General features: G+C 72.3%; 23 protein-coding genes and 1 pseudogene. 9 read left to right on the top strand and 15 right to left on the bottom strand.

Annotation, left to right across the window (positions count from 1 at the left end; all coding sequences use genetic code 11):
- Positions 1-5 precede the first annotated feature (5 nt).
- From KI388_RS01180 to KI388_RS01190, 3 genes are all read left to right on the top strand, one after another.
- Positions 6-1,802: a helix-hairpin-helix domain-containing protein gene (locus tag KI388_RS01180; RefSeq protein ID WP_215087595.1), complete on the top strand. Its 1,797-nt coding sequence runs from the start codon at positions 6-8 to the stop codon at positions 1,800-1,802.
- Positions 1,803-2,375 (top strand): Mut7-C RNAse domain-containing protein, encoded by a 573-nt coding sequence (locus KI388_RS01185; protein ID WP_215087596.1) that lies wholly within the window; start codon positions 1,803-1,805, stop codon positions 2,373-2,375. It abuts the gene before it with no gap.
- Between the two features lie 83 nt (positions 2,376-2,458).
- Positions 2,459-3,148 carry a hypothetical protein gene (locus KI388_RS01190; protein WP_215087597.1) on the top strand — a complete coding sequence of 230 codons (690 nt, stop codon included), beginning with the start codon at positions 2,459-2,461 and terminating at the stop codon, positions 3,146-3,148.
- A gap of 550 nt (positions 3,149-3,698) precedes the next feature.
- Here the strand turns inward: KI388_RS01190 and KI388_RS01195 are convergent.
- The 7 genes from KI388_RS01195 to dgoD all read right to left on the bottom strand — a co-directional run bounded on the left by KI388_RS01195 (position 3,699) and on the right by dgoD (position 10,226).
- Positions 3,699-4,535: a class I SAM-dependent methyltransferase gene (locus KI388_RS01195; protein WP_215087598.1), complete on the bottom strand. Its 837-nt coding sequence runs from the start codon at positions 4,533-4,535 to the stop codon at positions 3,699-3,701.
- A 70-nt stretch (positions 4,536-4,605) separates the two neighbouring features.
- A complete protein-coding gene (locus KI388_RS01200; RefSeq protein WP_215087599.1) occupies positions 4,606-5,109 on the bottom strand; it encodes a hypothetical protein in 504 nt (167 codons plus the stop codon).
- Positions 5,110-5,214: 105 nt separating this feature from the next.
- Positions 5,215-6,051, bottom strand: a complete 837-nt coding sequence (locus KI388_RS01205) for a deoxyribonuclease IV (RefSeq protein WP_215087600.1) — start codon at positions 6,049-6,051, stop codon at positions 5,215-5,217.
- 97 nt (positions 6,052-6,148) lie between these two features.
- Complete coding sequence (locus KI388_RS01210) at positions 6,149-7,015, bottom strand: biotin/lipoate A/B protein ligase family protein (RefSeq protein ID WP_215087601.1); 867 nt, start codon at positions 7,013-7,015, stop codon at positions 6,149-6,151.
- Between the two features lie 62 nt (positions 7,016-7,077).
- On the bottom strand, positions 7,078-8,034 hold the full coding sequence (gene kdgK1 / locus KI388_RS01215; protein WP_215087602.1) for a bifunctional 2-dehydro-3-deoxygluconokinase/2-dehydro-3-deoxygalactonokinase: 957 nt from the start codon (positions 8,032-8,034) through the stop codon (positions 7,078-7,080).
- A gap of 169 nt (positions 8,035-8,203) precedes the next feature.
- Positions 8,204-9,034 carry an SDR family oxidoreductase gene (locus KI388_RS01220; RefSeq protein ID WP_215087603.1) on the bottom strand — a complete coding sequence of 277 codons (831 nt, stop codon included), beginning with the start codon at positions 9,032-9,034 and terminating at the stop codon, positions 8,204-8,206.
- Positions 9,035-9,074: 40 nt separating this feature from the next.
- On the bottom strand, positions 9,075-10,226 hold the full coding sequence (dgoD, locus tag KI388_RS01225; RefSeq protein ID WP_215087604.1) for a galactonate dehydratase: 1,152 nt from the start codon (positions 10,224-10,226) through the stop codon (positions 9,075-9,077).
- 203 nt (positions 10,227-10,429) lie between these two features.
- Here dgoD and KI388_RS01230 point away from each other — a divergent pair, with 203 nt between their 5' ends.
- From KI388_RS01230 to KI388_RS01240, 3 genes and pseudogenes are all read left to right on the top strand, one after another.
- Entirely contained in the window at positions 10,430-11,068 is a 639-nt protein-coding gene (locus KI388_RS01230; protein ID WP_215087605.1) for a bifunctional 4-hydroxy-2-oxoglutarate aldolase/2-dehydro-3-deoxy-phosphogluconate aldolase, read from the top strand.
- Between the two features lie 217 nt (positions 11,069-11,285).
- Entirely contained in the window at positions 11,286-12,200 is a 915-nt protein-coding gene (locus tag KI388_RS01235) for a serine/threonine-protein kinase RIO2 (RefSeq protein ID WP_215087606.1), read from the top strand.
- 27 nt (positions 12,201-12,227) lie between these two features.
- Positions 12,228-12,599: pseudogene (locus tag KI388_RS01240) on the top strand (thioredoxin reductase); the annotation flags it as partial.
- A gap of 6 nt (positions 12,600-12,605) precedes the next feature.
- On the opposite strand, the gene KI388_RS01245 reads toward KI388_RS01240, so the two are convergent.
- Together KI388_RS01245 and KI388_RS01250 are read right to left on the bottom strand one after the other, a co-directional pair.
- Positions 12,606-13,667, bottom strand: a complete 1,062-nt coding sequence (locus tag KI388_RS01245) for a TrmB family transcriptional regulator sugar-binding domain-containing protein (RefSeq protein ID WP_215087607.1) — start codon at positions 13,665-13,667, stop codon at positions 12,606-12,608.
- Between the two features lie 65 nt (positions 13,668-13,732).
- Complete coding sequence (locus KI388_RS01250; RefSeq protein WP_215087608.1) at positions 13,733-16,090, bottom strand: alpha-amylase family glycosyl hydrolase; 2,358 nt, start codon at positions 16,088-16,090, stop codon at positions 13,733-13,735.
- A gap of 104 nt (positions 16,091-16,194) precedes the next feature.
- Between KI388_RS01250 and KI388_RS01255 the strand changes: the two genes are divergently transcribed.
- A complete protein-coding gene (locus tag KI388_RS01255; protein WP_215087609.1) occupies positions 16,195-18,399 on the top strand; it encodes a glucan 1,4-alpha-glucosidase in 2,205 nt (734 codons plus the stop codon).
- Positions 18,400-18,857: 458 nt separating this feature from the next.
- Here KI388_RS01255 and KI388_RS01260 read toward each other — a convergent pair whose 3' ends face one another.
- The 4 genes from KI388_RS01260 to KI388_RS01275 all read right to left on the bottom strand — a co-directional run bounded on the left by KI388_RS01260 (position 18,858) and on the right by KI388_RS01275 (position 21,476).
- The gene (locus KI388_RS01260) at positions 18,858-19,043 is read right to left on the bottom strand and encodes a hypothetical protein (protein WP_215087610.1); all 186 of its coding nucleotides are present in this window, start codon (positions 19,041-19,043) and stop codon (positions 18,858-18,860) included.
- 98 nt (positions 19,044-19,141) lie between these two features.
- Positions 19,142-19,960 carry an imidazole glycerol phosphate synthase subunit HisF gene (gene hisF / locus KI388_RS01265; RefSeq protein ID WP_215087611.1) on the bottom strand — a complete coding sequence of 273 codons (819 nt, stop codon included), beginning with the start codon at positions 19,958-19,960 and terminating at the stop codon, positions 19,142-19,144.
- Positions 19,961-20,027: 67 nt separating this feature from the next.
- Positions 20,028-21,098, bottom strand: coding sequence for a glycosyltransferase (locus KI388_RS01270; RefSeq protein WP_215087612.1), 1,071 nt, complete (start codon positions 21,096-21,098; stop codon positions 20,028-20,030).
- Positions 21,099-21,203: 105 nt separating this feature from the next.
- Complete coding sequence (locus KI388_RS01275) at positions 21,204-21,476, bottom strand: helix-turn-helix domain-containing protein (RefSeq protein ID WP_215087613.1); 273 nt, start codon at positions 21,474-21,476, stop codon at positions 21,204-21,206.
- 149 nt (positions 21,477-21,625) lie between these two features.
- On the opposite strand from KI388_RS01275, the gene KI388_RS01280 reads away from it, so the two are divergent.
- Together KI388_RS01280 and KI388_RS01285 are read left to right on the top strand one after the other, a co-directional pair.
- Positions 21,626-22,018, top strand: coding sequence for a PPOX class F420-dependent oxidoreductase (locus KI388_RS01280; protein WP_215087614.1), 393 nt, complete (start codon positions 21,626-21,628; stop codon positions 22,016-22,018).
- Between the two features lie 133 nt (positions 22,019-22,151).
- A complete protein-coding gene (locus tag KI388_RS01285; protein ID WP_215087615.1) occupies positions 22,152-22,877 on the top strand; it encodes a class I SAM-dependent methyltransferase in 726 nt (241 codons plus the stop codon).
- 55 nt (positions 22,878-22,932) lie between these two features.
- On the opposite strand, the gene KI388_RS01290 is transcribed toward KI388_RS01285, so the two are convergent.
- Both KI388_RS01290 and KI388_RS01295 read right to left on the bottom strand, forming a co-directional pair.
- The gene (locus KI388_RS01290) at positions 22,933-23,343 is read right to left on the bottom strand and encodes a TRAM domain-containing protein (RefSeq protein ID WP_215087616.1); all 411 of its coding nucleotides are present in this window, start codon (positions 23,341-23,343) and stop codon (positions 22,933-22,935) included.
- Between the two features lie 111 nt (positions 23,344-23,454).
- Positions 23,455-24,243, bottom strand: coding sequence for a YkgJ family cysteine cluster protein (locus tag KI388_RS01295; protein WP_215087617.1), 789 nt, complete (start codon positions 24,241-24,243; stop codon positions 23,455-23,457).
- Positions 24,244-24,328 lie beyond the last annotated feature (85 nt).

Here is a 24,328-nt window from a genome sequence, read left to right on the forward strand (position 1 = left end):
GACCGATGAGCCGGAACGACGAGGTCGCGACGCGGTTAGAGGAGTTCGCCGACCTCCTCGAGGCGACGGGCGTCGAGTACAAGCCGACCGCCTACCGACGGGCGGCCGAGAACGTCCGCGACCACCCAGCGCCGATAGAGGGGCTCGCCGCCGAGGGCGAGGAGGCGGTCGCGGAGATAGACCGGGTGGGCGACGCCATCGCGGCGAAGGTCGTCGAGTACGTCGAGACCGGCGGGATCGAGGAGCTCGACGACCTGCGCGAGGAGCTTCCCGTCGACATAGCCGGGTTGACCGCGGTCGAGGGCGTCGGCCCGAAGACGGTCGGCTCGCTGTACGACGCGCTCGGAATCACCGACCTCGACGAGCTGGAGGCCGCCGCGGAGGCGGGCGAGATTCAGGAGGTCTCCGGATTCGGCGCGAAGACGGAACAGAACATCCTCGACAACGTGCCGTTCGCGCGGGAGGCCCGCGAGCGCACTCGCCTCGGAGACGCCCGCCCCGTCGCGGACGACGCGCTCGCGTCCCTCGCCGCCCTCGACCCCGTCGAATCGGTCGAGGTGTGCGGCTCGATCCGGCGGTGGAAGCCGACGATCGGCGACGTCGACCTGCTGGTCGCCAGCGAGGCGCGCGACCCGATCGTCGAGGCGTTCACCGACTGGGACGCCGCGGACGCGACCATCGAGGCGGGCACCGGGAAGGCGAGCGTGCGCGCGGACGGCACGCGCGTCGACCTCCGGATCGTCGACCCCGACGAGTTCGGCGCCGCGCTCCAGTACTTCACCGGGTCGCGCGCCCACAACGTCGCCGTCCGCAACCGCGCGATCGACCGCGGGCTCAAGCTGAACGAGTACGGGCTCTTCGACGTGAGCGATGTCGAGGGCGAGGGAGCCGAGGCCGGAGACGGTGACGAGACAGACGCCGGGGCCGAGGAGCCGGACGCCACGCGCGCCGGCGAGCGCGTCGCGGGCGAGAGCGAGGACGGGGTCTACCGCGCCCTCGATCTCGACCCGATCCCGCCCGAACTGCGGGAGGACCGCGGCGAGGTCGACGCGGCCGCCGAGGGGCGGCTCCCGTTCCTCGTCGAACCGTCGGACCTCCGCGGCGACCTCCACACCCACACCGACTGGTCGGACGGCGGCTTCTCGATAGCCGAGATGGCCGCCGCGGCCGAAGAGCGCGGCTACGACTACCACGTCGTCACCGACCACGCGACCGGCCCGGGGATGGTCGGCGGGGTCGGCCTCAACGAGTCCGACATCGAGGGGCAGGCCGCGGCGATCGCGGAGGCCGCGGACGAGGTCGACATCCCGATCCTCCACGGGATCGAGGCCAACGTCGACGCGGACGGCGACCTCTCGACCGACGACGAGACGCTCGCCGCCCTCGATCTGGTCGTCGCGTCGCCGCACGCCGCGCTCGGACAGGACCGGGAGGAAGCCACCGAGCGGCTGGTCCGCGCGGTCGAGCACCCGCACGTCGACGTGCTCGGCCACCCGACCGGCCGCCTGATCAACGAGCGGCCCGGACTCGACCCGGACGTCGAGGCGGTCGCGGCGGCCGCGTCGGCGGCGGGCACCGCGATCGAGGTGAACGCGAACCCCGCCCGGCTCGACGCCGACGGCGAGTTCGTCCGGGCCGCGGTCGAGGCGGGCGCGACGATCGCGGTCGACACCGACGCGCACGCGCCCCGCGAACTCGACAACGCCCGGTACGGGGTCCACACCGCCCGGCGGGGCTGGGCCGAGGCCGCGGACGTGCTCAACGCGCGCTCGCTCAACGGGCTCCGGTCCTTCGTCCTGTAGATGCCGGACCGCGACGAGGACGGCGCCGACTCCCCGCCCGGTCGCGCTCGCGGTCCCGGCGACCGCCCGCCCGTCCTCCTCGACGTCATGTGCGGGAAGCTCGCCACCTACCTCCGCTTTTGCGGGTACGACGCGGCCTACGCGCTCGACCGCGGGGCCGAGGCCGACGACCGGCTCCTCTCGCTCGCGGCCGCGGAGGGGCGGACGCTGATCACCCGCGACCGCGAACTGGCGGACCGCGCGCCGGGCGCCGACCCCGCGGTCGAGGCCGTCCTGCTCACCGAGCGCGACCCCCTCGACCAGCTCCGCGAACTCGACGCCGCCGGGTTCCCGGTCGAACTCGCCGCGGAGCCGTCGCGGTGCGGGGCGTGTAACGGCCCCGTCGAGCGCGTCGGCGCCGGCGGGGACGACGGCGACGGCGGACCCGACGGCTTCCCGCCGGCAGACCGCCCCGGCTACGTCCCCGACGACGTGGGAGTCGACCGGCCCGGCTGGCGCTGTACCGATTGCGGCCGGTGGTTCTGGAAGGGCGGCCACTGGGACGACGTCGCGGCGCGGCTGGGGGGGATCTGACTCGTCCGGTCGGCGCGCCCCCGATCGGCGCGCCCTCCGGGCGAGCGTAACCGGTTTGCCCGCCCGCCGCCTACGCCTCGCTAATGGAACGCGAACGGGCAGTCGACCGCTTGGAGTCGCTCGTCGACCGCGTCGCGGGCGAGCAGATGCCGGTGCCCGTCCGCGAGGTGTGGGCCTTCGGTGACGTCGCGCTCGGCCTCGACCCGGTCGACCGGCTCGACGTCTACCTCACGAAGGACGTGATCATGGGCGGCGACGGCGACGCGGCCGCCGAGTTCGAGGCCGAGTACGGCGTGAAAGGCGTCGGGACGACGGTCGACGCCGACTGGGCGCGAGCGAATCCCGACCGCGTGCGGACGAGCGACAACGGGTACGCGGCGCCCGAGAAGTGCCTCGCGGCCGAACTCGTCGACAGCGAGGGACTACGTCCCTCTGGCAGCCGGACGCAGTCCGGCGACGACGACGAGCCGATCCACCTCGAAGTGTGCAACGCGGGCTTCGAGGACAACGTCCGCCAGCGCTTGAAGGGCGCGCTCGCCCGCGACGCCTACGAGGAGGTGCTCGACCCCCGCGGGGTCTGTCTCTGGGTGGACGGCGAGCGCGACGACGAGGCGTTCGACCGCCTGCGCGAGGCCTCGCTCGCGATGCCGACGCTGCCCGCCGCGCTCGGGATGCTCGGCGCCGACGAGGAGGCCGCGACCGAGGCCGCGGACGTGCTCAAACGGGAGCGCGCCGAGCAGGAGGGGGCCTCGGTGCGCGGCGACATGGTCTGACTCGGACGCGCCGCGACGCTATTTATAAGTAAAACCTAGTGCGGTGGCGCGCGCCTGCGAGTGGCCGCCGGAGGCGGCCGCGAGGAGCGCGTGCGAGGGAGTCGGCCGGCCGGAGCGAAGCGGAGGCCAGCCGACGAGGCTGGGGAGGTGTGAGGCGCGGTTGCTGTGCGTTCCCGCGAGCGACCGACGGGAGCGAGCGGGAGCACGGAAGTCGCAGCCCGCGCAGCGAACGGAGTGAGCGAGCAGGAACGTCTTCCGGTGGGGCGGGGCGGGATTCAAAGGGGCAGCCGGGAGGGCGAAGCACGGCGACGGAAGCACCGCAGGGAGCGAACGAAGTGAGCGACCGAGGAGCGCACCGAGCCGCGCGAGTCCTCCCGGCTGGGGCTTTGGAGGTGTTCACCGGAGAGTCATCGATTACGTATCGCCGAGCGACTGGGGCTTTGGCGATGTTCGCCGCCGATCCGCTGCTACTCACTTATAAAGGTCTGTCGAAACCCCTGACTTCAGTTCATAAATAACCGCCTAGCCGCATTGATTCACGCCTTTTCGCTCACTTCACTCGTCCGACGGTCACGTCGAACGGGACGTACTCGACGCGCTCGTACTCGCCCGCCTCCATCTGGTCGACCGCTTCACGGCCCATTTCGCGCCAGCGCCCGCGGAGGTCGTCGTAGGCGTTCTCGGAGGTCGCGGCCACCAGCTCCTCGCGGTGGTCGGCCAGCCCCGCGCCGGAGGCCTTCCGGGCCGCCGACCGCAGCGCCGGCTCCGCGTACGGGGGTTCGGTCCGCTTCTCGTGGACGTAGCGCCGCGTCCGCACGTCGACGATGCCGGCCGCGTCGAACGCCTCGCGCACGCGGTCGCCCAGCGCCACGTCGGTGTCGACGCCCGCGACGTACGCCTCGCGGGCCTCGCGCTCCAACCGCTCCTCGGCGTCGACCGTCGACGCCACCCGCACGTCGGCGTTGTCCGGTTCGACCGCGGCGACGAGGTCCGAGGAGACCCGCGCGAACTCCCTGACCGCCGCGGTCGGGTCCGGGAGGTTGATCAGCAGGGCCTGACAGACCGCGAGGTCGACCGCGTCGCCGCCGACCGGGAGCCGCGTCGCGTCGCCCGCGAGGTAGCCGATCCGGGCGTCGGTTTCGGATCCCCGTTCCGCTTCGCGGGCGACCGAGAGGAGGTCCGGATCGGCGTCGACGCCGACCACGGTCGCCGGGGGGTCGCGGGCCGCCGCCTCGGCGGCCAACACCCTCGTCAACTCGCCGGTGCCGCAGCCGACGTCGAGGACGCGCTCGCGGCTCGACAGCGCCAGGTCCGCGAGCGCGTCGCGGCCGCCCTCCCACATCCCGCGGCGGGTGTGTTCGAGGTACTCGGCGGAGAAGCGTCGCACGGCTCCGATTCGGCACGGGAGAGGATAAACGTCCGGAGATCGGTCGCCGCCGCGTCCGCGTCGCGCCCGCTCAGTTCTCGTCGTCGGTGGCGGCGTCGCGCTCGTCGCCCCCGTCGACGGGGTCGCCCCCGTCGCCGCCGAACCCGAGGAGGTCGGCGGCGAGGACGGCGGTCACGCCGGCGCAGTAGCCGGCGAACGCGCTCGTCAGCCCGACCGCAGCGAAGCTCACCGTCACGCCGCCGAGCGCCGGATTCCCGCCGTTGACGCCGGGGACGCCGACCGCAGTTCCGAGGAGGACGAACCCGCCGAGGACGGCCGCCGGCACGACGCCGACGGCCAGACACGCCGGTCCCCCGCAGCGCGCGTACGCCCCCGCGGCCGCCAGCGGTCCGGGCGCGTAGAACACCAACAGCGGCAGGAGCCGGTCGGTCAGCGCGCTCGCCGTCGCGGCGTCCGCCGACTCCGCGACGAACGCGGCGACGAGCGCGAGCGTCACGACGCCGGCGAACCCGACCACCAGCCCGACGGCGAGGTCGCGGCGGCCGCCGACGAGGAGCGCCTTCGTGGTGGGCATGTGCGCGGATCCCGCTCGGGGAAACTTAAATCCGCGTCGGACGGACGGCGTCGGACGGGCGTCGTCGGCCGATTTAACGGGAGTCGCCCGCGGGCTCGACGACCTTCAGTCGTGCCGCAGTTCGCGCACGCGGTCGATGTTCCACGCGAAGCTCTTGCCGTCCTCAGTCGGCGTCTCTAGGGCGAGCGGCACGTCGGTCAGGTCCGGGTGGTTGAGGAACCGCTCCATCCCCGCCTCGCCGATGTGGCCCTCCCCGATGTGGGCGTGCTCGTCTTTGTTGGTGCCGCACTCGTGTTTCGAGTCGTTGAGGTGGACGTACTTCAGGTGCTCTACCCCGACCACGTCGTCGAACTCCCCGACCGTCTGGTCGACCGCCTCGGGCGTCGAGAGGTCGTAGCCCGCCGCGAACACGTGGGCGGTGTCGACGCAGACGTCGATGTCGGTCTCGGTGCGGTCGATGACCCCCGCGAGGTGCTCGAACTCGCCGCCGAGCTTCGTCCCCGCGCCGGCGTCGCTCTCGATCAGAATCGTGACGCCGTCGGGCACGTCGAGGTCGTCGATCACCGACGCGGCGTTGTCGAGGCCGCCCTCGACGCCGGCGCCCGTGTGCGCGCCGAGGTGGACGTTCACGTACGGGATACCCAGCCTGTCGGCCGCGTCGACCTCCTTTTGCATCGAGTCGACCGACTTCTCGCGCAGTCCCTCCTTCGGCGTACAGAGGTTCACGAGGTAGGAGGTGTGGATCACCCACGGCCCCTCCAGGTCGCGTTGGGTCCCCTCGCGGAACCGCTCGGCCTCGTCGCCGCCGATGTTCGGGTCCTGCCACACCTGCGGCGAGTGGGTGAATATCTGTCCGCAGTTGCCGCCGACCTCGACCTGATTCGCCACGGCGTTGTCCACGCCGCCGGCGATGGAGACGTGCGCGCCGACCTTGAGACTCATACCGGTTACAGGGGGGCGGTCGAAAAAGCCCCTTCGGAACCGGGCGGTTCCGCCGACCGCGCCCGTCGCACTCCGCCTACGGCCCGCCGAACCCCGCCTACGCCCCGCCGCCTCCGGGTCGCGTCCGGATCCACTCCTCGTCGCGGTACTTCTCCGCGACCAGCTCCTCGGCGCGCTCCAACTCCGCGTCCGTCCACGACCCGTTCGGATCCAGCGTCGCCTCCGGAGCCTCGCTCGCCCAGTCGGCAAGCGCCGCCTCGACGGTCGCGACCGCGTCCGTGCGGCCGACGTCGACGAACTCGTCGATCCCGACGACGCGCTCGCGGAACGCCTCGGGCGTCACCGGCGGGTCCGCGAAGACCCCGAGGTGCCGCGCCGCGTCGACCGCGAACGTCAGCGAGCCGTGCTGGATCACCGCCTCGCGCTTGCGGTACTGCGCGTTGCCGGCGACCTTGCGGGACCCGTCTCGGCCGTCGCCCGCCCCGACCTTCCCGCCCGCCACCACGTCGTGTGCCGGATGAAGCTCGCGGAGGTAGCAGGCGGGGTGATACAGCTCCGGCATCGGCTCGTCGACGTAGTCGGCGTCGACCCCGAGCCGGCCGAACGCGTCGAGGATCGGCTCACAGAGGAGGTGATAGCAGTCGAGCAGTTCGCCCGGAACGGTCTCCGCGGGGACCGCGACCGAGTAGGCGACGTCCCCGAACCCGTCGTGGTAGATGCCGCCGCCGCCGGTCTGGCGGCGGGTGACGTCGATCCCCTCGCGCTCGCAGAACGCCCAATCGACCGTCTCGGGGTCCTGATGGCGGCCGAGCGTGAGACAGCCCGGCTCCCAGCGGTAGGTGCGGAGCGTGGCGGGGCCGCCCGCCGCGGCGGTCTCGGCGGCGACCTCGTCTAACGCCATCTGCATCGGACCGGGGCGGGCCTCCTCGCGGATCAGCCGCCAGTCGACGGCGGGGGCGGTCATACCCGCACTCTCGGACGCCGCTCCGAAAGCGGTTGCGCTCGGTCGCTACCTCCCGCCCCGCGTCACCGGTCGATCCCGCCCTCGCCCTCGATGACGCTCCGGACCTCCTCGCGGGTCGTCACCGCGAGGTCGCCGTCGGTCGTGCGCTTCAGCGCCGCGGTCGCGGATCCCCACCGGAGGGCCGCCGGGAGGTCGCCGCCGCGCAGCCGCTCCGCGATGAACCCGGCGACGAACGCGTCGCCGGTCCCGATCGCGTCGAACGTCTCCGCCTCGTAGACGTCCTGCTCGTACACCGAGCCGTCGTGGAGCGCGACCGCCCCCTCCAGCCCGCGGGTGACGACCACCGTGTCGAACCCGAACTCCGTGGCCAGCCCGTGCGCGATCTCGACGGCGTTGCCCTCGCGGTCGAGCACCTCGCGCGCGTCGCGCCGGGGGACCAACAGCGTGTCGACGTGCTCGAACACCCCTTCGTAGGCCGCCCGCGCCGTCTCCGGGTCCCAGAGCTTCGACCGGTAGTTCAGGTCGAACGAGCGGGTGGTCCCCGCGTCGCCCGCGGTCCGCAGCAGGGCCGTCGTCGTGTCCGCGGCGGCGTCAGAGAGGGCGGGCGTGATCCCCGTCGTGTGGAACCAGTCCGCCGCCGCGACCGCGTCGGTCGGTAGCTCGTCCGGCTCGACCGTCGTGATCGCCGCGTCGGCGCGGTCGTAGATCACGTTCGTCCCCCGCGGCTCGCCGCCGTGTTCGAGGTAGTAGGTCCCCACTCGGCTCGTCTCCGGGTCCGCCCACGCGACGCCCGGCCGGACGCCGTGGCTCCGCAGTTCGGTCGCGACCCGTCGGCCGAGCGGCGAGTCCGGGAGCTTCGAGAGCCAGCGGGCGTCGGCGCCGAGCCGCGCGGCCCCGACGGCGACGTTGCTCTCCGCGCCGCCGGCCTGAACGGTCAGGTCGCGCGTCGTCTCCAGCCGCTCGCCGCGCGGCGGCGACAGGCGGAGCATCGTCTCGCCGAACGTGACGAGGTCGGTCATCGGCGCCACCCCACGGCGCGGGCTTCGAACGGACTCATACCGGGTGCTACGCTCGGCCGACTATAAGAAGAGGTGATCGCAGTCGACCGGCGGGCGCTGGGACTCGCGCACCGCGCCTGCGCCGCGCCTCTCCGCACCGCCGCGCCTCTCCGCACCGCGCCGTCCCCGCCTACTCCGAGCGCTCCCGCGCCCGGTAGTCCGGGAGGGTGTCGTCTTGTATCACCGCGCCGCGGCCGCCGTCGACGAGCAGCGCGGCCCCGGTGACGAAGGCGGCGTCCCCGCTCGCGAGGAAGGAGACCGCGCCGGCGACGTCGGCGGGCGTCCCGATACGACCGGTCGGGTGGATCGACTCGACCTCTTCGAGCCGGCCCTCGGGAAGCTCATCGCGGGTCCGCTCGATCTCCACCCAGCCGGGGACGACCGTGTTCACCCGCACCTTCGGTCCGAAGTCGACGGCGAGCGACCGCGTCATGCCGTTTATCCCCGCCTTCACCGCGTTGTACGGGAAGTGCGCCGGCATCGTCGCGTACGCGTGGTTCGACGAGACGTTCACGATCGCCCCGCGGTCCATGTGTTCGAGGGCGGCCCGCGCGGCGAGCCAGTACGCCCGGAAGTCCGTCTCGACGACGAACGCCCAGTCGTCGAGCGTCGCCTCGTCGGCGGCCGTCTCCGTCTGGACGCCGGCGTTATTCACGAGCACGTCGACCGACCCGTAGCGCTCGGCGGCGGCCTCGGCCAGCGCGGCCACGTCGTCCGGGTCGCGCATGTCGGCGCGGACGAACGTCGCGTCTCCTTCCGCACTCTCCGCCGCGATCCGCTCAACGACGGCCCTCCCCGCCTCCTCCGAGCGGCCGCTGACCACGACGTTCGCCCCCTCGGCGGCGAGCCGCTCCGCGATGCCGGCGCCGATCCCCCGCGTCGACCCCGTGACGATCGCCGTCTCGCCGGCGAACCGACCGGGGACCGCGCCCTCGGACGGCGACTCGCGTCGGCGGGTCATCGCTTTCCCCCGCCGCGTCGCGTTCGAGCTTCCATCCGGATCACCACTCCGCGACGGAGCCGTCGTCGTGCCGCCAGACCGGGTTGTGCCAGTCGACCTCCTCCTCGGCCTGCTCGCGCACGTGGTCCTCGTCTATCTCGATCCCCAGCCCGTCGCCGTCGGGGACGTCCACGAACCCGTCGCGGTACTCGAACACGGACGGGTCCGCGAGGTAGTCTAACACGTCGCTCGTCTCGTTGTAGTGGATGTCGAGCGACTGCTCCTGAATGAGCGCGTTCGGCGTGCAGGCGTCGACCTGAATACAGGACGCGAGCGCGATCGGCCCGAGCGGGCAGTGGGGCGCGACCGACACGTCGTACGCCTCGGCCATCGACGCGATCTTCTTTAGCTCGGTGATCCCGCCCGCGTGCGAGACGTCCGGTTGGATCAGGTCCACCGCGTCCGCCTCCAGCACCTGCTTGAAGTCCCACCGCGAGTACATCCGCTCGCCGGTCGCGATCGGGATGGTCGTCGACGCCCGGATCGCCGGGAGCGCGTCGTTGTTCTCGGGCAACACCGGCTCCTCGATGAACATCGGGTCGTACGGCTCCAGCGCCGCCGCGAGCCGCCGGACCATCGGCTTCGACACGCGCCCGTGGAAGTCGACCCCGACGTCGACCTCGTCGCCCACCGCCTCTCGGACGGCCGCGATCCGGTCGGCCGCGGCGGCCACGGAGGCCGGCGTGTCGATCGACTCCAGCTCCGCGGTGGCGTTCATCTTCAGCGCCGAGAAGCCCGCGTCGACCTTCTCGCTCGCGGCCTCGCCGACGTCTGCCGGCCGGTCCCCGCCGATCCACTGGTAGACGCGGATCCGGTCCCGCGCGCGGCCGCCGAGCAGCTCGTGGACGGGCGCGCCGAGATCTCTCCCCTTGATGTCCCACAGCGCCTGGTCGATGCCGGCGATGGCGCTCATCAGCACGGGACCGCCGCGGTAGAAGCCGCCGCGGTACATCGCCTGCCAGTGGTCTTCGATCCGCGTCGGGTCCTCGCCCAGCAGGTAGCTGTCGAGCAGTTCCTCGACGGCCGCGACGACCGTGTGGGAGCGCCCCTCCACGATCGGCTCCCCCCAGCCGACGGTGCCGTCACTCGTCGTCAGCTTCAAGAACAGCCAGCGGGGCGGGACCTCGAACAGCTCGTAGTCGGTGACGCGCATCCGTGTTACCTCCCGTGCGGCGTGCCGGCCGCGGAATCGACGGGTACGGGACGGCTCGCGCGGTTCGTCGGTCGCCGCCGGGTACCGGCGGGGTCTGCGTCGGTCGCCATACCGGTACTTGCCCGTTCGTCTCTTAAATGACGGGTGTCCGCGCCGCCCGCGACACGGTCCGATTTAATACCCCGCCGCGGCAGGTACCGACCATGCGAACCGACAGACTCGACCGGGTCACGGCGGGCGGCGTGATCGCGATCCTCCGCGGCGTCGAGCGTGACGACGCCGTACGGGTCGCGGACGCCGTCGTCGACGCCGGCGTGACGGCGCTGGAGGTGACGGCGGACACCCCGGACGCGATGTCCTCCATCGAGGCGATAGCGGACCGCGTCGACGAGGCGCTGGTCGGCGCCGGGACCGTGCTCGACTCGGAGACGGCGCGCGCGGCGCAACTCGCGGGCGCGGAGTTCCTCGTGACGCCGACCGTGAACCGCGACGTGATCCGGACGGCGAACCGCTACGGGACCCCGACCGCGGTCGGCGCGTACACGCCGACAGAGGCGCTCTCGGCCTTCGAGGCCGGCGCCGACCTCGTGAAGGTGTTCCCCGCGAAGACCGGCGGCCCGGACCACGTCGCGGCCATCGGCGGCCCGCTCCCGCAGATCCCGCTGGTCCCGACCGGGGGCGTCGACGCGTCGAACGCGGGCGAGTACGTCCGGGCGGGCGCGGCCGCGGTGGGCGTCGGGAGCGGCATCGTCGACGGCGAAGCGATAGCCGACGGGGAGTTCGACGCGATCGAGTCGAACGCGCGAGCGGTCGTCGAGGCCGTCTCCGCGGCCCGACGCTGACGGCCCGCCGTCGAACGCCCGCACGGAGCGGTTCGCGGCGACTTGCTCTCCGCCTCGCTAGTTTCCCTCCAGCGAACGCCTTCTCAGTGCCCCTCGATGGAGCCGGTCTCCGAGCGCGTCGTGACGCCGAAATCGGATTTGCTATCGCGATATACGCTATACGCTCCGATCCGCCGAACGCGCGTCCCTTTTAGGAATCGCCGGAGTAAGGGCGCGTATGGTGCGAAACGTCGCCGGCGACATGGCGGAACTCGACCCCGAGGACTTCTATCTCCTCTCGGGCGTCGAGCAGGGGATGCGCTTCTCGGAGTGGGTCCGCCGCGACAAGCTCCCGGACTACGCCGACCTGACGCGTGAGGAGGTCGACTACCGAATCGACCGGTGTCTCGACCGGGAGCTGATCGAGCGGAAGACGATCCAGTACGAGGGGTACCAGCTCACCTTCGAGGGGTACGACGCCTTGGCGCTCCGGACGTTCGCGGAGCGCGAGACGATAGACGGCGTCGGGTCGCCGCTCGGGCTCGGCAAGGAGGGCGACGTGTACGAGGCGCAGTCGTTCCGCCCGCTCGCCTTAAAGTACCACCGCGAGGGGTACACCAACTTCCGCGAGGTGAACCGCGACCGCGAGTACACCGCCGACCGCGACCACGTCTCGTGGCTGTACACCGCGCGCAAGGCCGCCGAACGCGAGTACGAGGCGATGGAAGAGCTGTACCCCGACGTGAGCGTGCCGCGACCGGTCGATCACAACCGGCACGCCATCGTGATGGAGAAGTTCGCGGGCGTCGAGCTGTCGCGCGCGCAGCTCGACCCCGAGCAGGCGGTCGGCGTCCTCGACCTGATCTGCCGCGAGCTCGCGACCGCCCACGAGATGGGTTGGGTCCACGCCGACGCCTCAGAGCACAACGTCGCGGTCGCGGAAAGCGGGGTCACCATCTTCGACTGGCCGCAGGCGGTCTCGGTCGACCACGAGAACGCCCGGGAGTTCCTCGAACGCGACGTCGAGAACCTCCTGCGGTACTTCGCCCGGAAGTACCCCCACGAGGTGCCCCGAGACGCCGACACCGACGGAATCGCCGCCGCCATCGCTGACGGCACGTTCGAGACCGTTCGGACGTTCGGCGGCGGATAAACCCGATAGCGCGATACGAAATTTCGTCTCGACGGCGTCGACATCGTCGAGCGCGGGAAGGCGTACGTCGACGCCGACGAGCGCGGTGGGACCGGCGTCGACGGGCTGTACGCCGCGGGGCGACTCGCCGGCAAACCCCATCAGGCGGCCGTGTGCGCCGGCCACGGCGCCGAGGTCGCGGTGACGCTTCTCGAAGAGGCAGAGACTCCGTTCTACCACGACTGGGTCGCGCCCGAGGGGTACTTCACCGACCGCGGCCGCGAGGTGCCGCCCGGCTGCGAGGCGATCGACGCCGCGGAGCGCCGGGAGCGTCAGGCGGCCGCGCTCGACGCGACCCGCGACCGGTTCGCCGCGCCGCACCCGGACCCGCAGGAGACGCATCCGAGTATAGAGGACTGACGACGCCTACTCCGCGTCCGACTCGATCCGGACGAGGTCCGCCTCGACGTCCTCGACGAACGCGCCCTGCCCGCCGACGGTGACCTCGCCGTCGTCGGTCTCGACGACGAGCGAGTGCTCGACCGGGAACTCGTTGTTCGTCGGCTCCACCATCCCCTGTCTCGTCTCGACGACGCGCCCGACCACCTCGGCCGGCTCGTCGTCGTCGGTCCACCGGCCGCCGACGGTCACGCGCGGCGGGTCGCCGGCGCGGAGCCGCAGGGTCGCCTGGAGGACGGTGTGTCTGAAGTTCCTGTACTCCGCCGGGAGCGGCGCGGAGTCCGCCACGAGGACCTCCGTCGCCGCGGGCCAGTAGTTCCCGAGGAACGAGCCGACGATCACCGGCGCGAGCTGCTCCTGCGCGAAGGCGATGGCCTGCCGGTCGGTGGTCGACCGGCGGAGGAGCTCCGGCGGGGCGACGACGCCGGCCGCGGAGTCGACGGTGAGCAGCGTCGGCATCGCCTCGCCCCAGCTCCTGACGACGTTCGCGACCCCCGACAGCGCGGGGTCGTCCGCGTCGAGGTCCGCGTCCGCGTCGGAGACGACGAGCAGGACGAGCACGCCGCGGTCGACCGCGTCCGCGAGCGCGTCCGCGACCTCCGGGACCTGTTCGGCCGTGAGCGACAGCGTCACCTCGGACTCGGCGTCCGCGAGCAGCGAGCGGATCCGCTTGAGGACGGTGACCCGCGATTTGATCACCTCGAACTGCTCGGCCTGCCGCTCCACCCGGGAGTACCGCTCCGCTAGCCCGGGCCGCATCGCGTCGACGTCGGACCGGAGGCGGTCTATCACCTCGTCAGGCGGGTTCGCGCGGATCGTCGTCGGCACGACGTGGTCGTTCACCTCGACGAAGCCGCGCCCTTCGAGCGACTCGCTCACGCTGTAGACGTACCGCTTCGAGACCCCGGCCGCGTCGGCGACGGTGCTCGCCTTCGCCTCGCCGTGTTCGAGCAGACTGAGATAGGTGTCGACCTCCTTGTCGGAGAGTCCGAACCGCCGGAGGAGGTCGGTCAGCGTCCGGTCGTCCATACGCACGCCTCTTCCGAGCGACACTTATAAGAGTCGGTCCGGGACCGCTCGGGCGGGACCGAGGGTCAGCGGAGGACCGCGAGCGCGTCGACCTCGATTCTGATCTCGCCGTCGCTCGCGTCGTCATCGTCGTTCGCGCCGCTCGCTCCGATTCCCCCTTCGTCGCCGCCGAACAGATCGGTCTCGACACCGTCGGGCACGGCGACGATCGCCGGCGCCTCGGCGAAGTTGACGACGACGAGGACCGAGTCGTCGGGCCCGGCGTCCCCGCTCCCCGCCTCCCGTCCCTCCGAGGCCGTCCGCTCGTAGGCGACCACGCGCTCGGCGTCGCCCTCGACGACGCGCACCTCGCTCGCTCGGCCGTCGAACCGCACATCTCCGTCGCGGAGGAGCGGTTCGGCCTCGCGCAGCGCGGCCAGTTCGCGGTGGAACGCGGTGAGTTCGTTGTCGCCGTCGTGCCACCGGATCGGCCCCCGGTACGTCTCGTTGCCGCGCTCCTGTCCGGCGTAGATCATCGGCGCCCCCGGCAGCGTGAACGTCACGGCGGCGGCCGCGCGCAGGGCCTCGCGGCCGTGTTCCGCGAGGTACCGGTCCTCGTCGTGGTTCTCGACGTAGCGCATCTGCGCGCCCGGGTCGTCGAAGCCGAGCCACTCGCCGCGCGCGAGCGCCGTCTCGACCGCGTCGGCCGGCGCCTCGCCCGCGCCGACCGCCCGGAGCGTCTCGTACAGCGAGGTGTCGTAGTGGCGGTGGAACTCCCCCTCGCCGTAGAACGGGTCGTGCGGGAGCGTCTCGTCGAGGAGGAGCGTGTCGTCGGGGACGCGGTCCGCGACCTCCTTCCAGAAGCCGTGCGGGACGCCCCACGCCACGTCGGCGCGGAATCCGTCGACGACGCCCGCCCACTCGTCGACCACGTCGAGGAGCCACGCGCGGACCGCCGGGCTGTCGTAGTTGAGGTTCGGAATGCGGCCCCACTCGAAGTAGTAGTCCGGCGCCGCGCTGCCGTCGACCTCCGCCCAGTCGATCCCGGTCACGTCGGCGGCCGCGTCGGTCCGGCGGTAGTGGTCGGCGTACGCGTCGACCCCGGCGGAGTGGAGTTGGAAGGCGGGGTGGTCGCGGGAGGTGTGGTTGATCACCAGATCGAAGACGACCCGGATGCCCGCGTCGTGGCAGGCGTCGACGAGCGACGCGAACGCTTCCCGGGAGCCGAGGTCGGCGGCGGTGGCGTAGTAGTCGGTGACGTGGTAGCCGTGGTCCGTCGGCGAGGCGAGGACGGGAGTGAGCCAGAGCGCGTCGACCCCGAGGGACTCCAGGTACTCGACCCGGCGCTCGATTTCCTGAAAGGTCGTCGGCAGCGTGTCGCCCGCGAACGACCGCACGAAGACCTCGTAGATCGTCGGGGACGCGGCCCAGTCGGGCGTCGGGTTCGGGTCGCTCACCGCGACCGGTCCGCCGCGGTCGCCGGCCGCCTCCCCGGCGGCCGCGTCGCCCCCGCCCGTCTCGATCCGCACCGTCTCCGCGGCCCCGTACCGCTCGCCGTGCGGGACCGCGTGGATCCGGACGGAGTTGGGGAGGTCGTCGAGCGGGACCGAGAGGGTCCCGCCGTCCGCTCGCGACTCGATCGCCGCGACCGTCTCGGGGTCGGCGTCGCGGTCGTCGACGAGGAACGCCGCGTCGAGCGCGTCCGGGTCGCCCCCGCGCTCCACGTCGTCGACGGTGGGCGCGGCCTCGACCGCGGCGGTCAGGCGGAGGCGGTCGCCCGCCTCGGGGGCGTCGGTCTCGACGACCGCCGCGTCGAGCGAGAGCCGCGGGCGGCCCGGACCGGGCACCTCGCAGACCCCGTGGTGCGCCGACGACCGGTCGCCGTCGGGGACGAGGCCGAAGCCGTGTTTCCCGGGCGGCACGCGCACCGAGGCGACCCAGTCGTCGCCGTCGCGCTCGGCCCGGTCGAGCGCGAGGCGGTTCTCGTTCCGCGGCCACAGGAGGGAGACGCGGTCGGGGTCGTCGGCCGGGAGGTCGGCGGCCGGCACGCGGATCGCCGCCTCGCGGCGCTCGTCGGGGAAGGCGCGCACGCGCTGGCGGTGGCCGCCGTCGGGGGCGTCGAGCGCGAGGACGTAGGTCCCGGGCGCGTCGGGGGCGAGGTGGACGACCGGGTCGTCGTCGCGGTTCGTCTCGCCCGCGCGCAACGCCGCGGTCGACCCGTCGGGAGCGGTCGCGTCCGACGCCGACCCCTCCGAGCCGACCGTCGTCGCCGAACTCGGCGGGCCGGTCGCGTCCGGGTCCGGGCCGTCTCCGGCCGACAGCGCGCTGTCCGCCGGCGCGTCGCGGACGGTCCACCGGTACGTCCCGTCGGGGTCCGGAGACCGCGGCGCTAACTCCACGGACTCACCGACGCTCGTCGCTCTCGGGGGGCCGGGTTCGTACACGCCCGACACCTCGGCGCGCCGGGGTTTGAGCGTTTCCGTCTGTGAAACGAATGAACAACAATTACACCAAAACTTCATATCGGCCGATGGCGTACGGCCCCGTAATGCAACTCCGCGACGCGCTCGACGACTACAAGCGCCACGCCGGCGACGGGACGCGCTTCCCCGGCGAGCGGCGCACCGTCTCCGGCCGCTTCTCGGGCGGCGACGGCCGGCTCGTCCACGTCGGCGACGACGGCGAACTCCGCGATTTCGGCTACCCGCTCACCGGGCAAACGGGTCTCGTTCGGTCCCGGATCGGGCTCGCCGTCGGCGACGAAGTCGCCTGGCTCGACGAGGCCGAGACGACCCAGCGGTACGTCGGCGACACCGCGATGGTCGAGACGGTCCACGAGACGCCGCGCGCGACGGTGACTCGCCGCGACGTGACGCTGGGCAATGCGCATCTCACCCGGGCGGAGGTCGAGTTCGACGAGGACGCGTCGGCCGACGGGGACGCCGACGGGCCGGCCGTCGACCCCGCGGACGCCTCGCTCGTCGTCTACGCCCGCTTCGCGCCCGACGGCCGCGACGACCGGGTGGGACAGCTCCGGTACGACGACGCCGTCGAGGTGTACCACGCCGACGAGCACGACTTCCTCGCGAGCGCGACCGGCTTCGCGGACCTCCGCGGTCAGCTCCCGGCGACGTTCCCCGAACTGCTCGACGACGACCCCACCGACCTCCCGCGCGACCGCGACGGCGACCGGTACGAGGAGGAGCGCCTCTCGGGGGAGGTGATAGCCGACGTGCCCTTCTCCGACGGGGCGGCGACGGTCGCCACCCTCCTCACGGACCGGACGGAGACCGACCGCGAGGCGGCCCGCGAGCGCCTCGACGCGCTCTTTGCCGACCTCGACAGCGCCGACGCCCTCGCGGACGCGGCCGCGGACGCGCTCCCGTCGGTGCCCGAGTCGGCGCCCGCCCGCGAGTCGGTCGTCGCGGACCTGCGCGTCCTCTCACTGCTCTCCGCGCCGTCCGGGCTCCGGATCGCGGGGCCGGACTTCGACCCCTACTACGAGCACTCCGGCGGCTACGGCTACACCTGGTTCCGCGACGACGCGGAGATATCCGGGTTCCTGCTCGGCGCGGCCGACGCGCTCGGCGTCGACCTCGGCGACCGGCACGCCCGGTCGGTCCGGATGTACGTCGCCACGCAGCGCCCCGACGGCTCGTGGCCCCACCGGGTGTGGCCCCGCGACGGCGCGCTCGCGCCGGGGTGGGCGAACGCCCGCATCGAGGACGGGCCGGACGTCGACTATCAGGCCGACCAGACCGGTAGCGTCGTCGCGTACCTCGCGCAGGCCCGGGCGGCCGGCGTCGCCGGACCCCGTCCGGCTGCCGGCGGGACGTCGTCCCGTAATGTCGACGTCGACAGCCTCGACGCCACGCTGGTCGCCGCGCTCGCGGGGCTCGACCGGACGCTCGAACCCGACGGCCGCCCCGTCGTCTGTCAGAACGCGTGGGAGGACTCCGCCGGCCGGTTCACGCACACCGCCGCGACGTTTCTGGAGGCGTACAGCGAACTCGGCCGCCACGGCGAGGGGCTCGCCGCCGACGCGCTTGAGAACCCCGACGCCGTGCCCGGCGCCGACTCGCTCCCCGAGGACCTCGCCGCGCACGCCCGCGACCGGGCCCGCGAGGTGTACGACGCGCTCGACGACCTCTGGGTGCCCGAGCGCGGCTGCTACGCCGTCTGCGAGACGCTCGACGGCGGTATCGACGACCGGCTCGACTCCGCCACGCTGGCGCTCGCGGCCGCGCACCGATCGTTCGACGCGCTCGGCGTAGCGGACGGCGAGGGGAGCGGGGCCGCCGGCGCGGTCGACGACGAGCGCCTTGACCGGCTGGTCTCGCACGTCGAGACGGTCGTCGACGGGCTCCACCACGAGACCGACGACATCACCGGGCTGATCCGCTACGAGGGCGACGGCTGGCGGCGGGCGGGACAGGTGTCCGAGAAGGTGTGGACGGTCTCGACCGCGTGGGGCGCGAACGCCTGCGCGGAGCTCGCCGCGCTGCTCGCGGCGCACGACGACTCGCGCGCGGCCGAGATGACGGCCCGCGCCCGCGACCTGCTCGCGCACGTCTCGCCCGGCGGCACGCTCTGCGAGCCGACGACGTACCTCCCCGAGCAGTTCTTCGACGACGGGACGCCCGACAGCGCGACCCCGCTCGGCTGGCCGCACGCCATCCGGCTGGCGACCGTCGCCCTCCTCGATGAGGAACTGCCGCAGTTCGCGGACCGCGCCCCCGCGGACGACGACTGACCGAACCCCGACGACTATTTATAAAGGACTACGCTGCGGTCGGCGCGTGCCTGCGAGGCCGCTCCGCGGCCGAGCAGCACGCGCGAGGGACGCCGCGAACGCCCGAAGGGCGTGAGCGGCAGCGAGGCGCGACGCGCCTCTGGCAGCCGGCGGCGGAGCCGCCGGCGACGAGGCTGGGGAGGCGTGAGGTGCGGTCGCTGTGCGGGGCGGGACTCAAAGGGGCAGTCGCGAGAGCGGCGTAGGCGACGTAAGCACCGCAACGAGGGAGTGAACGGAGTGAGCGACCGAGTGAGGAGCGCAGCGAGCGTACGCCGCTCTCGCGACTGGGGCTTTGGAGGCGTTCGCCGTCGATCTACCTTCTGCTGTTTATAAACGAACGGCTGAAGTTCTGGACGTGATTACCGCCGCTCCGCTCACAATGCCTTATAAATAAAACCAAAACCACGACAAAATTCCTCTTACCGCCACTCCTCGCGGGGAATACAGTCGGCCTCCGGGACCGTGACCCAGCGGGTGGTCCGCTCGTCCGGGTCGACGTCCGGCTCGAAGAACGTCACCTCGCCGCCGCCGTCGCCGTCGGTCCGCTTACAGACGAGCTCCGGCGACTCGTCGCGAACACGTGCGGATGACGTGGACGTGGACATACGTCGCGGTTCGCGCCCGATCGGATAATAACTGTTGGTTTCGGGCGCGAAAAAATATACACTACGGCCGTAGTTAGCGGCGCCTCCGACGCCCGCGCTCAGCGCCGCACCGGGACGCCGCGCTCGTCGAGATACGCCTTCGTCTCCTCGATGGAGTAGTCGCCGAAATGGAAGATAGAGGCCGCCAGCCCGGCGTCCGCGTTCGCCTCGGTGAACACCTCGTACATGTCCTCTGGGCCGCCACACCCCGACGACGCGATGAGCGGTGTCGAGACGGCCTCCCCGACCGCCTTCATCAGGGGGATGTCGTAGCCGTCCTTCGTCCCGTCCTTGTCGATGGAGTTGACGAACAGTTCGCCCGCGCCGCGTTCCTCGGCCTCCTTCGCCCACGAGACGGCGTCGATGCCGGTGCCCTCGCGGCCGCCCTTCTTCGTGCACTCGAACCACACCGTCTCGCCGTCGTCGTCCTCGTAGAAGTGCTCGCCCGCGTCGTCGTGCCGGCGCCGCGCGTCGACCGAGATGACGATGCACTGGCTGCCGAACGCGGCCGCGCCCTCCTCGATCAGCTCCGGGCGCTCCAAGGCGCCGGTCGTGATCGACACCTTGTCCGCGCCGGCGCGGAGCGTCTCCTTGATGTCCGCCTTCGTCCGGATGCCGCCGCCGACCGTCAGCGGGATGAAACACTCGTCCGCGACCGCGTTGACCACGTCGAGCATCGTCTCGCGGCCGTCGGCGCTCGCGGTGATGTCGAGGAAGACGAACTCGTCGGCGCCGGCCTCGTTGTACTTCTTGGCCAGTTCGACGGGGTCGCCGGTGTACTCTAAGTTCTCGAAGTTGACGCCGGTGTACACCGCCGCGTCCCCGTCGTCGTCGAGGTCGACGTCGATACAGGGGATGATACGCTTCGTGAGTCCCATTCGTTGCCGGACCGTAGGCCGGCCCTTCGGTTAAAAGGCGCGGGGCGCGCTCACCGGGGCCGAACCCCTACTCGGGGTCCTCGACTTCGGTCGCTCCTGCGCTCCCGACTCCGCCCGGCCCGCCGTCGTCCGCCCCCGGGCGTCGGTCGTACTTCGCGACGGCGCGGTCCGCGCGCGTCGAGATGCCGTTCGGGTTCCGCGCGGGGCTGCGGTCCCGTCGCCGCGCGATGAGGCCGTCGGAGGTGCCGCCGGCGAGGCCCAAGAGCACGTCGCGGCCCGTCGCGGCCCACCGCGAGGGCGTCGACTCGCCGCGGACCACGTCCCTCGCCGCGCCGAGCGCGTCACCGAGCGCGTGCGACCCCGTCCGGAGGAGGGCGGTCGACCGCACGCCGTAGTTCTTCAGCAGGCGGTAGGCGAGCGCCCGGTACTTCCAGCCCCACTCGCTCGCGCTGCGCCCGCCGTCCGCGGCGGTCGGGGTCGGGAGCTCCTTCCGCGCGGCCATCTCCGGTCGCCACGCCACCTCGCGGTCCATGCGCGCGAGTCGGTGGGCGGCGTCGCGCGCGCCGCCGACCCGGAGGTACTCGTCGAAGCCGTCGAGGTCGCGGAGGGCGTCCCGCTGGAACGCGACGTTGCCGCCCTCGAAGTAGGTGACGTCGCGGCCCGCGATCCGACTGCGCTCCGGTTCGCTCGGATCGCGTTCCGGTTCGGTCGAATCGCCGCCTTCCGCGTCGTCGATCGCGACCGCGTCACCGTCCGCCGTCGCGACCGCGTCGCCGTCCGTCGGGGCGCTCGACGGCGTCGGCGTCACCGGTCCCGAGACCACCGGCGCCGCGTCGAGGCCGGCCGCGACCGCGTCGCGCCACCCCGGCTCGATCCGGTTGTCGTAGTCGACGAGCGCGACCGCGTCGCCCGTCGCCACCTCGATGCCGGCGTTGCGGGCGACGTTCACCGTCCGGTCGGAGATCTCGACCAGCACGTCCACGTCGTCGCGGTCGCGGACCATGCCGGTCGTGCCGTCGGCCGAGGGGCCGTTGACGACGATCACCTCGGCGTCGGGGGCGCCGGCCGCCAGCGCGTCGAGGCAGGCGGCCAACCGGTCCCGACCGTTGAGCGTCGGGACGACGACCGAGAGGTCCATACGGTGTGTTATCGAGACGAGACGGTAAAAAGGACTGCGTGTGCGTTCGACCGGCTCGATCCGACGCCGCGTCGACTCCGACCGCGAAGGCGGCGCGGTCGCCGCTCAGATCGTCAGGAAGTACACCTGCTTGCGCGCGTCCTTGAAGCTGTACCGCGAGTCGACGAGGCCCTCCTCTTCGAGGCGGTTGAGCGCGTAGCGGACGGTCCGGTCGGGAAGCAGCGACTCCTCGGCGAGGCCGCCCTGCGAGAGGGGTGCGTCACCCTCCAGCACCTTCGCGACGAGCTTGGCGCTCGGGGGTAGCTCGCGCAGGCGGTCGCGGTACTCGCTCTCCGACAGGCGGTCTTGGTCAGCGGTCTCCGCGGGACTGGTACTCATGTCTCACACGAATCCCACGGATAGTGGTAAAGGTTGGCTACATATTGGGGAATCCGCCTGTGATAATATAATGTGTTAATATCACTCTTCGGCCGGGTCGTCGACGATCCGCCCGGGACGTTTTCCGGCGGGCGGTCGTACTCCGGCGCGTGATCCCCGAGTCCCACGTCGACATCCTCGAAGCCGAGTCGTACGCGCACTTCGCCACCGTCGGGCCGGACGGACTCCCTCACGTCACGCCGGTGTGGGTCGACCACGAGGACCGCGAGCACGTCCTCGTGAACACCGCCCGCGGGCGGCGCAAGGAGCGGAACGTCCGCGAGAGCCCGAAGGTCGGGGTCAGCGTGCTCGACCCCGACGACCCGTACCGCTACGTCTCCGTCCGCGGCGAGGCCGAACTCACGGAGGAGGGCGCCCGCGAACACATCGACGAGCTCGCCCGGCGGTACTTCGGCGTCGACGAGTACCCGCACCACGACGAGGAGGAGGGCGCGCGGGTTATCGTCAGGATTCCGGCCGAGAACGTCGCCACGAGCGGGTAGCCTCGGCGCGTTCGCCGGCCCGTCCGGCACGCCCGGGCGGTCTCGACCGCACCGACTCCGACCGACCGCGCCGGGGTCGCCGCCGGACCGCATCCAGTACGGTTTTGTCGGTCCGGCCTCCATCACGGACAACGTGAAGGGACAGGACTGGTATCAGGCCGACGAGGTCGCCGAGGAGTACGACGACGTCCGCTTCTCCGGCGGCGGACAGCTCATCGACCGCCGGGAGAAGGAGGCCGTCCTCGCCGCGTTGGGTCCGATAGACTCCGGCCACCGCGTGCTGGAGGTCGCCTGCGGCACCGGTCGGTTCACGACGATGCTCGCAGACCAGGGCGCGGACGTCGTCGGACTCGACGTCTCCCGCGAGATGCTCGAACAGGCCCGCGAGAAGGTCGCCGCCGCCGGCCACGCCGACGCCGTCGAGTTCCTCCGCGGCGACGCCTCGCGGCTCCCGTTCCCCGACGACCACTTCGACACGGTGGTCGCGATGCGCTTTTTCCACCTGATGGACGACCCGGTCCCGTTCGCGAAGGAGCTCCGCCGGGTCAGCCGGGATCAGGTGTTCTTCGACACGTTCAACAGCCGCAGCCTGCGGACGCTGTACACCTGGCTGCTCCCGATGGGGTCGCGGCTCTACTCCGAGCGACAGGTCGCCGCCATGCTGGGCGAGGCGGGGCTCACGCTCGCGAACGAGGAGCACGACTTCGTGTTACCGTACGGCTTCTACCGCGAGCTTCCGGGTCCCGTCGCGAGGCCGTTCTGGGTCCTCGACGAGCTCGCGGGCGACACGATTCCGGGCGACTACGTCGCCTCCGTGTCGTACTGGGACGCTCGGGTGCCGGACGAAGAGAGACCGTAAGGCGGCGCGTCCGTCGCGGCGCCGCCCGCTTCGCTTTCCGTCCGCCTCGGCGGCCTCAGACCGCCTCTTCGACGACTTCGCCCACGGCGAAGTTGGACTTCACTTCTGTCACCTCGATCTTCACGCGCTCGCCAACCTCGGTGTCGGGGACGATGATCACGTAGCCGCGCTCGACGCGAGCGATCCCGTCGCCCTGCTTGCCGAGGTCTTCTATCTCGACGTACCGCATCTCGCCCGGCTCCACCGGCGGCTGCGGGCCGTCGTCGCTTCGCGAGGCGGTCTCGTCGGCGTCACTCGTCGCCTCCGCCGAGCCGTCGCGGGCGACGAGCGCGACGCGATACGTCTCGCCCGGCTCCAGCGAACCGGCCTCGACCTCTCGGCTGGGCACGTCGACGACGAACTCGCCGTCGTCGGCCTCGCGGACTTCCGCGCTGAACAGACAGAGGAGCTTCTCGGAGATTTCCATAGTAGACTCCATCGGAGGCTGGGTGCGGGGTAGTATAGTTGTACCGCCGACACAGTCAGGCCCCGCGCCGATTCGGGGGGTGCGCCCCGGCCGCCTCGGTACCGAGGGCGGTCAGCGGCCGCCGACCGGACGCCCGTCCGCCTCCTTCGGGCCCTCGGAGTCGAAGACGACGACGTCGCCGTCGGCCCGCTCGCGCGCGTTCGGGTCGTAGCCGTCGCGGACCCCGATCGCCTCCTCTAACTCCCGGACGGCGCGCTCCTTCAGCGCCTCCGCCAGCGCCTCGGCGTCCTCCCGGGAGATGTCGCGGCCGAGCCCCTCGCACTCGTGGGCGCGGACGACGCCCGCCTCGTCGACCGCCTCACCCATCGGCTGGCTCGTCCCCTCCAGGGCGACGCTGAACGGGTAGGTCCGACAGATCAGCGGGCGCGCGTCGTGGACCGTACACGCGCCCTGTCCGTCGGACTCCTCGTAGAAGGTACAGTCGCCGCAGCCGTCGGTCGCGAGCGCCCACTCGAACGTCTCGCCGGTCTGCTCGCCGCCGGCGTCCGCGTCGAGCCCGAACGGCATCGGTCGGGCGACGTCCCGCCAGTCGTACGCCTCGCCGGACCGCTCCTCGGCGGCGTCCGCGACGCGGCGGACCTCGTCGGGGAAGACGGTCGCGGTGTGGGGTTCGCGGTCGGCGCCGTCGCCGTCGTGGCATCCGGCGTCGCCGTCGGCGGTTCCCTGCTCGCCCTCGTTCGCGCCCGCTTCCGCCGGCGCGCCGCCCGGCTCGTCGGGCGCGTAGCCCGTACAACAGCCGCCACAGCGCGTACACTCGAACCCGATCGACTCGATGGCGTCCGCGAGGTCGGCCGCGTCGAGGTCGCGGGCGGCGGCGAGTTCGGCTTCGAGTGACTCCATGGGACCCGGTTGCGGCGCGGCGCGGTTAACGTCGTCCCTCCGGGGGCGCCCGGCCCCCTCGGCCGGGACGACCCCGGGCCGAAGG

The organism is Halorubrum sp. 2020YC2 (assembly GCF_018623055.1).
Taxonomy (GTDB): domain Archaea; phylum Halobacteriota; class Halobacteria; order Halobacteriales; family Haloferacaceae; genus Halorubrum.

What these genes read in the sequence shown, in the direction of transcription:
- KI388_RS01180 (WP_215087595.1), top strand. Translation starts at nt 6, where the DNA reads ATGAGCCGGAACGACGAGGTCGCGACGCGGTTAGAGGAGTTCGCCGAC.
- KI388_RS01185 (WP_215087596.1), top strand. Translation starts at nt 1,803, where the DNA reads ATGCCGGACCGCGACGAGGACGGCGCCGACTCCCCGCCCGGTCGCGCT.
- KI388_RS01190 (WP_215087597.1), top strand. Translation starts at nt 2,459, where the DNA reads ATGGAACGCGAACGGGCAGTCGACCGCTTGGAGTCGCTCGTCGACCGC.
- KI388_RS01200 (WP_215087599.1), bottom strand. Translation starts at nt 5,109, where the DNA reads ATGCCCACCACGAAGGCGCTCCTCGTCGGCGGCCGCCGCGACCTCGCC.
- KI388_RS01205 (WP_215087600.1), bottom strand. Translation starts at nt 6,051, where the DNA reads ATGAGTCTCAAGGTCGGCGCGCACGTCTCCATCGCCGGCGGCGTGGAC.
- KI388_RS01210 (WP_215087601.1), bottom strand. Translation starts at nt 7,015, where the DNA reads ATGACCGCCCCCGCCGTCGACTGGCGGCTGATCCGCGAGGAGGCCCGC.
- kdgK1 (WP_215087602.1), bottom strand. Translation starts at nt 8,034, where the DNA reads ATGACCGACCTCGTCACGTTCGGCGAGACGATGCTCCGCCTGTCGCCG.
- KI388_RS01220 (WP_215087603.1), bottom strand. Translation starts at nt 9,034, where the DNA reads ATGACCCGCCGACGCGAGTCGCCGTCCGAGGGCGCGGTCCCCGGTCGG.
- dgoD (WP_215087604.1), bottom strand. Translation starts at nt 10,226, where the DNA reads ATGCGCGTCACCGACTACGAGCTGTTCGAGGTCCCGCCCCGCTGGCTG.
- KI388_RS01230 (WP_215087605.1), top strand. Translation starts at nt 10,430, where the DNA reads ATGCGAACCGACAGACTCGACCGGGTCACGGCGGGCGGCGTGATCGCG.
- KI388_RS01235 (WP_215087606.1), top strand. Translation starts at nt 11,286, where the DNA reads ATGGTGCGAAACGTCGCCGGCGACATGGCGGAACTCGACCCCGAGGAC.
- KI388_RS01245 (WP_215087607.1), bottom strand. Translation starts at nt 13,667, where the DNA reads ATGGACGACCGGACGCTGACCGACCTCCTCCGGCGGTTCGGACTCTCC.
- KI388_RS01255 (WP_215087609.1), top strand. Translation starts at nt 16,195, where the DNA reads ATGCAACTCCGCGACGCGCTCGACGACTACAAGCGCCACGCCGGCGAC.
- KI388_RS01260 (WP_215087610.1), bottom strand. Translation starts at nt 19,043, where the DNA reads ATGTCCACGTCCACGTCATCCGCACGTGTTCGCGACGAGTCGCCGGAG.
- hisF (WP_215087611.1), bottom strand. Translation starts at nt 19,960, where the DNA reads ATGGGACTCACGAAGCGTATCATCCCCTGTATCGACGTCGACCTCGAC.
- KI388_RS01270 (WP_215087612.1), bottom strand. Translation starts at nt 21,098, where the DNA reads ATGGACCTCTCGGTCGTCGTCCCGACGCTCAACGGTCGGGACCGGTTG.
- KI388_RS01275 (WP_215087613.1), bottom strand. Translation starts at nt 21,476, where the DNA reads ATGAGTACCAGTCCCGCGGAGACCGCTGACCAAGACCGCCTGTCGGAG.
- KI388_RS01290 (WP_215087616.1), bottom strand. Translation starts at nt 23,343, where the DNA reads ATGGAAATCTCCGAGAAGCTCCTCTGTCTGTTCAGCGCGGAAGTCCGC.
- KI388_RS01295 (WP_215087617.1), bottom strand. Translation starts at nt 24,243, where the DNA reads ATGGAGTCACTCGAAGCCGAACTCGCCGCCGCCCGCGACCTCGACGCG.